At 53.6% G+C, this 10,256-nt stretch carries 8 protein-coding genes and 1 tRNA gene; 5 read left to right on the top strand and 4 right to left on the bottom strand.

Annotated features, from left to right (window positions below; all coding sequences use genetic code 11):
- Positions 1-535 precede the first annotated feature (535 nt).
- From rpsA to SB4_RS02365, 3 genes are all read left to right on the top strand, one after another.
- Positions 536-2,245, top strand: a complete 1,710-nt coding sequence (gene rpsA / locus SB4_RS02375; protein ID WP_056439406.1) for a 30S ribosomal protein S1 — start codon at positions 536-538, stop codon at positions 2,243-2,245.
- A gap of 147 nt (positions 2,246-2,392) precedes the next feature.
- The gene (locus tag SB4_RS02370) at positions 2,393-2,680 is read left to right on the top strand and encodes an integration host factor subunit beta (RefSeq protein WP_058751257.1); all 288 of its coding nucleotides are present in this window, start codon (positions 2,393-2,395) and stop codon (positions 2,678-2,680) included.
- 111 nt (positions 2,681-2,791) lie between these two features.
- Positions 2,792-2,875, top strand: a tRNA-Leu gene (locus tag SB4_RS02365).
- Between the two features lie 80 nt (positions 2,876-2,955).
- Here the strand turns inward: SB4_RS02365 and SB4_RS02360 are convergent.
- Positions 2,956-4,110, bottom strand: coding sequence for a tyrosine-type recombinase/integrase (locus SB4_RS02360; RefSeq protein ID WP_082669909.1), 1,155 nt, complete (start codon positions 4,108-4,110; stop codon positions 2,956-2,958).
- A gap of 895 nt (positions 4,111-5,005) precedes the next feature.
- Between SB4_RS02360 and SB4_RS19400 the strand changes: the two genes are divergently transcribed.
- Complete coding sequence (locus SB4_RS19400) at positions 5,006-6,286, top strand: hypothetical protein (protein ID WP_153006024.1); 1,281 nt, start codon at positions 5,006-5,008, stop codon at positions 6,284-6,286.
- 446 nt (positions 6,287-6,732) lie between these two features.
- Here SB4_RS19400 and SB4_RS19395 read toward each other — a convergent pair whose 3' ends face one another.
- Positions 6,733-7,284 carry a hypothetical protein gene (locus SB4_RS19395; protein ID WP_153006023.1) on the bottom strand — a complete coding sequence of 184 codons (552 nt, stop codon included), beginning with the start codon at positions 7,282-7,284 and terminating at the stop codon, positions 6,733-6,735.
- Between the two features lie 279 nt (positions 7,285-7,563).
- Here SB4_RS19395 and SB4_RS02350 point away from each other — a divergent pair, with 279 nt between their 5' ends.
- On the top strand, positions 7,564-8,103 hold the full coding sequence (locus SB4_RS02350) for a Ros/MucR family transcriptional regulator (RefSeq protein ID WP_058751256.1): 540 nt from the start codon (positions 7,564-7,566) through the stop codon (positions 8,101-8,103).
- Positions 8,104-8,156: 53 nt separating this feature from the next.
- Here SB4_RS02350 and SB4_RS19390 read toward each other — a convergent pair whose 3' ends face one another.
- Together SB4_RS19390 and SB4_RS02345 are read right to left on the bottom strand one after the other, a co-directional pair.
- A complete protein-coding gene (locus SB4_RS19390) occupies positions 8,157-8,543 on the bottom strand; it encodes a hypothetical protein (protein ID WP_153006022.1) in 387 nt (128 codons plus the stop codon).
- 1,411 nt (positions 8,544-9,954) lie between these two features.
- Positions 9,955-10,158: a hypothetical protein gene (locus tag SB4_RS02345; protein ID WP_058751255.1), complete on the bottom strand. Its 204-nt coding sequence runs from the start codon at positions 10,156-10,158 to the stop codon at positions 9,955-9,957.
- Between the last annotated feature and the right edge of the window lie 98 nt (positions 10,159-10,256).

Below are 10,256 nucleotides of genomic sequence, written 5' to 3'. Positions count from 1 at the left end.
CGGGCGTGGTGGGATGACGGCGTCGGGCGCAGGCCATCATGGCCCGGAACTGTCCGGGCCATAACGGCCCCGTCCAGCGCATTGCTGTCGCAAAGTGTGACGGATACTGCAGATTTTCTTCATCTTGCCGCACACGGTTTGGGGAGCCTAAAGTTCCACTCCGATCCAAAAATCCTCCCCGGCACGGGGAGGTGGCAGGGCGCAAGCCCTGACGGGGGGGGACTTCCGTGCGGCACGCCCCCTCCACCATGCTGCGCATGGTCCCCCTCCCTGTACCGGGGAGGATCTCCTCTCCTTGCGCAAAACCCCATTTTCCGCTAAGCGCACCCCGCTCGCGGACCCTGTTCCGCGGAGAGGCTGACGCGGGGTCTTGCCCCAGCGTCCTTTCCGCATTTCTCGCGGACCGCCGCTTTTCCGTGTTTCAGCATCATCTTCGGGCCTGGTGGCGTCGGCATGGGGTCGGCGCGGCCATCGTCGAAGGTTTCGGGAATCGCCCGGACCGGAGGCGGAAAACTATCAGGAACCTAACCCTTTTATGGCAACCAACCCCCAGCCCACGCGCGACGATTTCGCGGCGATGCTCGATGACATGTTCGGCGGTGCCGACAGCTTCGAGGGTCGCGTCGTGCATGGCACCGTCACCGCGATCGAAAACGACATGGCCGTCATCGACGTCGGTCTGAAGTCGGAAGGCCGTGTGCCCCTCCGCGAATTCGCTGCCCCCGGCCAGAAGGCCGACCTGAAGGTCGGTGACGAAGTCGAGGTCTATGTCGACCGCGTCGAGAACATGCACGGCGAAGCGATGCTCAGCCGCGACCGCGCCCGCCGCGAAGCCGCCTGGGACAAGCTGGAGCTCGAATTCTCGAAGTCGGCCCGCGTCGAAGGCGTGATCTTCGGTCGCGTGAAGGGTGGCTTCACCGTCGACCTGAACGGCGCCGTGGCCTTCCTGCCCGGCTCGCAGGTCGATATCCGCCCCGTCCGCGACGTCACCCCGCTGATGGACATCCCGCAGCCGTTCCAGATCCTGAAGATGGACCGCAAGCGCGGCAACATCGTCGTGTCGCGTCGCGCCGTTCTGGAAGAGACCCGCGCCGAGCAGCGTTCGGGCCTGATCCAGAGCCTGGCCGAAGGTCAGATCATCGACGGCGTCGTCAAGAACATCACCGATTACGGTGCGTTCGTTGACCTGGGCGGCATCGACGGTCTGCTGCACGTCACCGACCTGTCGTACAAGCGCGTCAATCATCCGTCGGAGATGATCGCGATCGGCGACACCGTGAAGGTGCAGATCATCCGCATCAACAAGGATACGCAGCGCATCTCGCTCGGCATGAAGCAGCTCGAGAGCGATCCGTGGGATGGCGCCGGCGCCAAGTACCCGGTCGGCGCGAAGCTGTCGGGCCGCGTCACGAACATCACCGAATATGGTGCGTTCGTCGAGCTGGAGCCGGGCATCGAAGGCCTGGTCCACGTGTCGGAAATGTCCTGGACCAAGAAGAACGTCCATCCGGGCAAGATCGTGTCGACCTCGCAGGAAGTCGATGTGGTCGTCCTCGAGGTCGATCAGGAAAAGCGCCGCATCTCGCTGGGCCTCAAGCAGGCTCAGGCCAATCCGTGGGAGGCGTTCGCCGCTGCCCATCCGATCGGCTCGACCGTCGAGGGCGAAGTCAAGAACGCGACCGAGTTCGGCCTGTTCATCGGCCTGGACAACGATGTCGACGGCATGGTCCACATGTCGGACATCGCCTGGGGCGTGTCGGGTGAGGATGCCCTCAACCTGCACCGCAAGGGCGAAGTCGTTCAGGCCGTGGTTCTGGACATCGACCCCGAGAAGGAGCGCATCTCGCTCGGCATGAAGCAGCTCGAGCGCGGCGGCCCGGTCGCCGGCGGCGTGGCTGCGGCTGGCGATCGCCTGAACAAGAACCAGGTCGTCACCGTGACCGTCCTCGAAGTCCGCGATGCGGGCCTCGAAGTCCAGGCGGGCGACGATGGCGCGACCGGCTTCATCAAGCGCACCGATCTGGGTCGCGACCGTGACGAGCAGCGCCCCGAGCGCTTCCAGGTCGGCCAGAAGTTCGACGCGATGGTCACCGGCTTCGACCGGTCGAAGAAGCCGACCTTCTCGGTCAAGGCGATGCAGATCGCCGAAGAGAAGCAGGCGGTGGCTCAGTACGGTTCGTCCGACTCGGGCGCGTCGCTGGGCGACATTCTGGGCGAAGCTCTGAAGGCTCGCACTCAGAAGTAAGTCATTGGACCGGGACACGTTTTTTCGAAAACGTGTCCCGGTTTCGGCCATATCGATGGCCTCGATCATTTGATCGTATAATAAAATCACTTTCAGCAGCGAGAAACACAGGTTAGGAACGGGTCGTCTGTGGTTTGGGACTAGACGATGATCCGCTCGGAACTGGTGCAAAAGATCGGTCAGCATAATCCTGGGTTGAACCCCCGCGAAGTCGAGCTGATCGTCACGATATTCTTCGACGAAATCACCAAGCGTCTGGCGGACGACGGCCGAGTGGAATTACGCGGTTTCGGCGCCTTTTCGACCCGCGCACGCGACGCCCGCACGGGCCGCAATCCCCGCACCGGCGAGACCGTGGATGTCAGCGCCAAGCGCGTTCCCTATTTCAAACCCGGCAAGGAAATGCGCGCCCGCCTGAACGTCGAAGAGGCCTGATTTTCCTCATCCCTGCTTGGTGGAGGGCCATAAGGCGGAGGGACGCCAAGCCGCTTTATCAGCGGTGGTCCCTTGACCTGGACGGCAAGCTCGTCTCTTCCTGTGCCGTGCGCGGACGTGGCGAAACCGGTAGACGCTGCCGACTTAAAATCGGCTTCCTATGGAGTAGGGGTTCAAGTCCCCTCGTCCGCACCAACTCCTAACCGTATGGGGTTGCTGGCTTTTCTGAAAAACCGGCAACCCCATCTGAACCGTCGAATCAGCGGTCTGTGTAATTACCGTGTAATCGCTTCGGGAAACGCCTTGTTGATGACGGCAATGCCCGCATCGATATGACTGCCATGGACATGCACGTATCGCATCACCATCGCCAAAGTTTTATGCCCGCTGATTTTTTGGATGGTGGGTATATCTACCCCCGCTTTCACCAAATTAGTGATGGCGGAATGACGCATAATGTGCGGCGTCACCTTGCTTGGCAGCAGCCCCGCTCGAATCACGGCACGCAGAAATTGCTTCGAAAGATTGGTTCGATGCGGTCCTTTGGCTCGAACGCTTTGACTCGGGAATAGCCAGTCCGCCGCAGCACCGTCCTTTTTTTCCTGCCTTTTTATCATATCAGTCAAGGCCAAGGTTATAGGCTGCTCACGCTCCCCCGCCTTCGCATCGGGTATAAAAATTCGCCGCGCTTCGTAGTCGACATGTTCGTATCGGACTTTCAGAATTTCGCTATGTCGCATGGCAGCGTTCAACCCGAACGCAACGAAGAGCCATAGACGCGGGTCACGATCTTCGACCGCCGCTGCCATCAGCTTGGTCGCGTCTGCCTCGGAAAGCACGGTGATCGGCTTTCGGGCTTCCGCACCCTTTTCAATTTCTGGAACATGCTCCGGCTTAATCCAGCCCCATTTCGCCATACGACGCATGCAGTGAGACAGGGTCGCCAGTTCGCGGTTGATTGTCGCTTGCCGCAATCCCGCCGAAAGGCGGCTCTTCACATAATCCTGCACAAGGGTGACCGTGATCCGATCTGCACGGTGCGCTCCGAAGAAGGGGATCAGCAGCGTAGGAATATGCTGGCGCTTCGCCTTCATATTTTTACCGCCAATTTCTTCCATGCGCTTCATATAGGCAGCAGCCTGTTCAGCAAATTTCGGGTGATTCTTACGCCGGACAGGAAGGTCCAATCGGCCTTCCCTTGCCTTGGTCCGAAGCCCTTCAATCGCCTTTTCAACGTCGCTCCGGGTAACGCCATCGCGTTCGCGCCCGATGACACGATGGATACGCTGCCCATCGACCATAACGTTAATAGCCCAGCGAATATCGCCGTGGATCGCACGTTCTGCCACGATTCCATGCTCGGACAGCTTTTCGCCGGGAGAAAGGAGTTTGAGCTTAGTGCGGGTAAGAGTGTGGAATTTAAGAGACATATAATAAGCTATCTTCAATGCATCGTTTAAACTTCCAGATTAAAGAAAGCGCTGTTCGCTTAAAGAACCGCGCCTTACAAAAAGGAATCATATTAAATACAGGGGTATAAAGACAATTGGCAAAGCAAATATGACCTAGATAGAATTTAAACAAGCGGTTGGAATCCGGCAGCTCGCCGCCTATCGATGACTTACCACGCGAATCACCGCGCGGCGTCTTATAGGATATCGCTCGACATGGAGTCCATTACCATCAACGCCACGCCGGACGGCCGGCTATCCCGGAAGGCAGCGTCTGCCTACCTCGGCATTTCAGTGAAAACCTTGGCGAATTGGGCTTATAGAGGCATTGGCCCACGATCTATCAAGGTGGGTGGTCTTAGGTTTTACTATATTCGAGAAATCGATAACTTCATCGCATCGAATATTGGATTACACCAGACTAAATAATATTTATATTTTTAGGTTACGATCAGATGGCATTCGCCTTTTCGTCGGCAATGCCGACCAGCCCGTCAAACACATAACACGCTCAACACGGCTAATGCCGTTACCCGGTTTACCGGGCGATGGCTTGCGCCTGTTGAAAGCCGGATCAGGGATGAGGATTGATTTTTCTCACTCAAACTACAACGCCATCAACGTTTCCAACTAACGACAAAGTATATTCCCCCAAGGGGATGGGAGCGATTGATTTTTCTCTATGTTAATTACGCCGAGATTTAAACAGATGCGCGTGAGATTCGTCTTAGATATTCATGTCTTTTTGTAAACTTACATAAATATACCTAAACATTCACAAAGCACGGCCCCAAATTCCATTATTCAAAGCATAAAGATCAAAATGCACTCAAACCAAAACGACAACACAGACGCCGAACCAAAGACCGCATCAATGCCGACCGCAGCCGACGAACGTGATGCACCTACCGCCCCTATGCACCTTACAGCCCGCCCGAAAGGTGTAGCCTCCCTGCGGGCGATTGAGAGCCTATCGGCTTCGATCATCGATCTTAAGGGCAAGCGCAAAAACCCAAGCGCTCAATATGTACAGGCTTTAGGGGCGATGATCGCCGATATCCTACGGGCAGCATCCTACAAGCCCACCCGCCCATGTTTCAGAGAGCTAGCGGCCAAAGCCTTTACTGGGATGGAGGTTGGATATCAGCCGTTTACCCGCGCATTAGCTGATATGGAGCGCCACGGTTATGTCGCCGTCACCAAGGGCACCTGTGCATGGAAAGACCAACCCGGCACCGTCACCCGCATCTACTCGACGCCGAGGCTATTAGAGTTCCTATTGAGCTTCGGAATTACCCCACAAAGCCGCTTTGCCCATTTCACCTATAAACGCGCCTACGAAGACACACCGCCGATCCAGCTACGGGCCAGCTCGATCCGTAAAAAGAAGACAGTGACGCGCGGACGCAAGATGAAGGTCGATTACAACCACTCAAGGGTGAAGTGCTATGTGGAGCAAATCAGGAAAATCAATCGCTTCCTAGCCGATCAATCGTTCACAGGTTCGGACGATGCAGATTTGGAGGATATAGCCCTATACCGTGGGTTCAATTGCGGCGACCAGCCCAATTACGAATACAACAAAGGTGGTCGCATTTACGGGAATTATCAGAACATTGAGCGTAATAAACGCAATTACATACGCATCAATGAGCATGATACCATCGAAATTGACGTATCCGCCTGCTTTCTAACAATTGCGCATTACCTATTAGGCATGCCATTTTCTAACAACCGCGATCCATATGACGGTCCAAATTTACCAAGACCGATCATCAAGGCATGGATCAATATGACCCTAAGCTACGGTAACTACCATTCCCGATGGCCCAAAGAGACTGTAGATGATCTTGCAGAGCAAGGTTTTGACAATTCTAGGAAGCGCCACCCTATCTCAAAGGTGCGGAAAGAGATATTAGAACATTATCCTATCATAGAAAATTGGTGTAATTCCCCCTTTGATTGGTCTGACCTATTTTTTATTGAAAGTCAGATTATGACGGACTTAATCGAATGCCTCGCATTTGATCATGGAATTGCTGCGTTACCCATTCACGATTCTATTATTATCTCGAACGAATATGAAGGCATAGCTAAAGCCTGTTTTAGTGATATGTTTTATAAGCACACTCAAATTAGACCTATAATAAAGTAACTCTACTCCCCCTCCCCCCCTCAACCCACCATACGAGTAGACGTTAGTGGGTTAGGGTTGAGGGCGGTATGTAGATTGTCCGTAGGGTCTGATTACTAAAATATCATGCCACGGCATTCATAAAGCGCTGATGCAGGTTCACTACATGCAGGCGACAGCGTCCTATCCCTGATATGCCGTTTTTTCGATTTTAAGCACCCTTGGAGCAGAAATTTATCACGCACGATGCAGAGAAGCCAAATTTACAGATGGGCTCCCTGAAAGGCTACCAGCCCAAACTAGACGCATTCGCGCCCGCCATGCGGATTATTAGCTAGACGAACGACTATCACACTACTCTTATTCTAAGTGTGAGGACGGTATGATTCAACACCTACACTGTGAAGCGACCCGAATGAGCCATACCGGATTTCTCTAAGACTTCGCCCACTGCCTAAACGCTAAAATCATTGAGCCATGAAGCCCACGACTACACGAACGGCAGGCTTTCCCGGTGTGCCCGCTCTTGTCATTTGAACAATATGCCCTTTAGGAAAGAAATAAATTGAGTCTTTCTCCCCAGCATTCGCCTTGCCATCGACGCCTAACCCAGCCTGTAGGGCATACGCCAAATCATCAAACGTACCTGAATTGGATAGGGTAGCCGTAATAAAGCAAGCAGGGTATTTTGCTGTCTTTTTAGTCATCAACAGCAAGTTTCCCTTGCTAAAAAATGTCAATGAAGCATCCACCGGCTTTCCGTCATAAGTGACTGACGCGGGATGCCAGCCATTGGCCTGTAGCCTATCAGCTTCAACCGTCTTTTCGGTAGTAGCAGATAGGCATGATTTCACCCCATCAACAATTTCCGGGGGCATTGCGGGTGAGCGGCCTTGTGCGCTAGCTACCGTTGCCACTTGAACAACTACCACTGCACATGACATTATTTTTAATAAAGACATATTCGCTGCCCCGGTTATTTTGACAGTATTAGTATCGCCGGCAATGGAATGCTTCAACCATGCCTGGCGATATGTCTAATCACGATCCGATGACAAAACAGAGTGCGCCAAAGATCGCTGAAATTGGTCCTGCAAGCCATCACAGGGCAGGATCTTTTCTTATGAATGGGGTGCCAGCCAAATTCGTAAATTGCGTTCTACGCACGCTTAAAACGCAAAATCTGGCATGATTAATTCCCTGTCATTGATTGATCCAAATTAGCTGAACCGCAAAATCAATTGGTCGTTATGGGTTCAGGCATTATCTACGCCAAATCCCATCCGATCGGAGTTACCATGACAGACGAAACCGTAAACGTTAATGCCGTTGAATTGGCGACCGACTTGACCGTGGCGTGGTTGGGCAATCCCAATACCCGCACCGAAGCGAGTGAGGTTCCCGCATTCCTTGGCAAAATGCATGAAACGGTTTCGGCTCTGCTAGGTGCAACGACACAACAGGTCGAAGCGGAAGCCCCGGTTGAATATACCCCCGCCGTATCGGTACGGAAGTCACTCGCGTCCAACGATTACATTATCTCGATGATCGACGGGAAGCCGTATAAAACGCTACGTCGTCACCTCTCGACTAACGGCCTAACGCCAGAAGAATATCGGGCGCGATACAACCTTAAAGCCGATTATCCGCTTGTTGCGCCGTCCTACAGCGCTGCACGGCAAGCTATGGCGAAGAAGATCGGATTGGGGCGCAAACCCAGTCAAAGCCCAAAGGCACAGGAAGCGCCAAAGACGGCAGCGAAGCCCGCTCGTAAGGGTAAGACGGTTGCAGACGCTAAGGCTGCCGCACAGGCCCATTTGAGCGGTTCGGAAGGCTAACAGGTTTAGGGGGCGGATTGCCCGCCCCCGGAATGTGCCACAGGTCGAAGGGCTCAATATTCACGATTGGCTTTACGAGCCTCACGCGCTTTTCGACGTTCTTCTCTTTCCGCCTGATGCGAAGCAATTTCGAGCTTCGAGCATTCCTCGGAAACGCGGGAAAATCCGGCGGTATCGCCGTCAGCAAAATAGACCCTACCATCAGCGTAGGCATAGTAGTGGAAACCGATGTACCCGCCGAATCCATTTTTGGAGTTCACAGACCCACAGGCAACGTCATTCGCCGGATAAAGATAGTGGTCCTTAAATTGCGCTGATTCTGGATCGCGCAATTCGCTACGAACTTTTTGTTCAACTTCCATTTGAAAATTGTTTTCGGGCGCTGCTTGCTGACAGCCCGCCACCAAAGCGAAAAACGGAAGCGCATATTGCAGCTTCATTTGCCTCTCCTACCCCACTGAAAACTAGGAAGAGGCAACCCGGCTAAGAGCCGGGTGTTAGGAACCCTGCGCTACGACAAGGCCCGTCGCTTTTGGGACGAGTCCTTGGACAGCACGACGGCACCCGGCCGAGAAACTCGACCGGACGTAGCGATGAAGGGGTTCCTACGCCCCACGCCCGGAATTTGCCGAAGCGCATAGGCTGATTGCCAACACAATTGGGGAAGCGCAATAGTCCGGTAACCGCCGCTACCGCTCATGTTCGCGCACACGATCTGTCGGCTTAGGCGTTGATGCTCATAAGTTGCGACGGATAAGGCGAAGCCAATTCCAAGGCACCCTCAACAGGCGCGGTTAGCCAGCGCTCATAGTCATCATCATGAAGGATGACGGGCATGGCCTTAGGGTGGATGGCCCCAACCAAATGGGCAGCCGGATCGCCATCATAGCCGGTGGTCAGGAATCCATAAGTGCCCGGAACATATCAAAAATGCCATAAAAGATTTTCAGCATGACTGATCCGCTAATTTACCATTTGAAATATAGGGATATTTTGTAAATTATCGCATTAACATTCACGTCATAATTAGCTTGACGGACGGCGCTCATAAGGCATTATCCACTATTGAGGGGCACAGGGAGTATCCATCCATGATCATTTCCAAGCACGTCCGCTTATTCAAAGTGGTTTCGCTGTCCATAGTGACGATGTTGGGATTTTACTCCCAGCCTACACTCGCAACTCCTACATGCGAACAAAGGGCATATATTCAGTGCACCAATAATTGGGACTATTTTGACGCATTCTACAGTTCAGTAGATGAGTGTGTCGAAAAGGAAACGGAACTTCGGTGCGCAGGAACAAACCCAGATGACTACAATTGGAACGAGCGGTGCCGAAAGGACCCAAATAGCTGCTTCTGACAAGGCATAACAATAATATGTTCTACTTATATATAAAGCGTCATCGTATTTAAATATCGGTGACGCTTTATATATTTACTTTTCAAAAATTCACGATTATTTTAATGAATTTGAAGTCATGTTTGTAAGTATTCATAGATTTATTCAAATGTGATGCATGCAGCGACACCAACCGCTTCCACGTAATGTCATCAGGATAAGGCGGCTGGTCATCATCTGGACAATCGCGGGTTGTCCGCCAGCGTATTGCCCCTCTATTTGTCGTTTTAGAACAGCTAGAGCATCGAAAGCGCTTGGCGGCATCGGTTAGGCTATCGTCCCAATGTCGCTTCTCAAAGAGCCACCACAAGGCAACGGCATCGAACCGTTTAACCCGGCTGCACCGCAAACAGGCAACCTCAATCGTTCGCCGATGAAGGGCGCAATGCTCTAGGTTCCGAAGTTTCCGGTTTAGGTGGTCGTATTCGTCGTCGTTCAGCACACCAGCTTACAGGACGGCGGTTAGCTGCAATTGCACACCAGCGCCGGACAGTACGGCCCTTGCCCGCTGTGCCGCCCCTACCGCCTGTCGATAGTGGATCGTGCCATACCGCTCGGCATCCTCGAATGGCAGCGGACTCCATTCGTCCGAAGGGTAGACTTCGTTGTAGATTGCCTCTGCTGCCGCCCTTAGCTGCATATCGTGCTGCATGACCGAACTCCGTTGCCCCCATCAAGTTAGAACAAAGCGTGAACATTTGGCAAGGCATGTTGATCCGGTTGGCGATTGGAGTAGCCTCCCCAAGCCGA

The organism is Sphingomonas sanguinis (genome assembly GCF_001476905.1).
Classification (GTDB): domain Bacteria; phylum Pseudomonadota; class Alphaproteobacteria; order Sphingomonadales; family Sphingomonadaceae; genus Sphingomonas; species Sphingomonas sanguinis_B.
Note: the sequence above shows the minus strand (reverse complement) of the source record. Positions and strands in the feature narration are given on the sequence as shown.

Coding starts and splice junctions, on each gene's coding strand:
- rpsA (WP_056439406.1), top strand. CDS start 536: ATGGCAACCAACCCCCAGCCCACGCGCGACGATTTCGCGGCGATGCTC.
- SB4_RS02370 (WP_058751257.1), top strand. CDS start 2,393: ATGATCCGCTCGGAACTGGTGCAAAAGATCGGTCAGCATAATCCTGGG.
- SB4_RS02360 (WP_082669909.1), bottom strand. CDS start 4,110: ATGTCTCTTAAATTCCACACTCTTACCCGCACTAAGCTCAAACTCCTT.
- SB4_RS19400 (WP_153006024.1), top strand. CDS start 5,006: ATGCCGACCGCAGCCGACGAACGTGATGCACCTACCGCCCCTATGCAC.
- SB4_RS02350 (WP_058751256.1), top strand. CDS start 7,564: ATGACAGACGAAACCGTAAACGTTAATGCCGTTGAATTGGCGACCGAC.
- SB4_RS19390 (WP_153006022.1), bottom strand. CDS start 8,543: ATGAAGCTGCAATATGCGCTTCCGTTTTTCGCTTTGGTGGCGGGCTGT.
- SB4_RS02345 (WP_058751255.1), bottom strand. CDS start 10,158: ATGCAGCACGATATGCAGCTAAGGGCGGCAGCAGAGGCAATCTACAAC.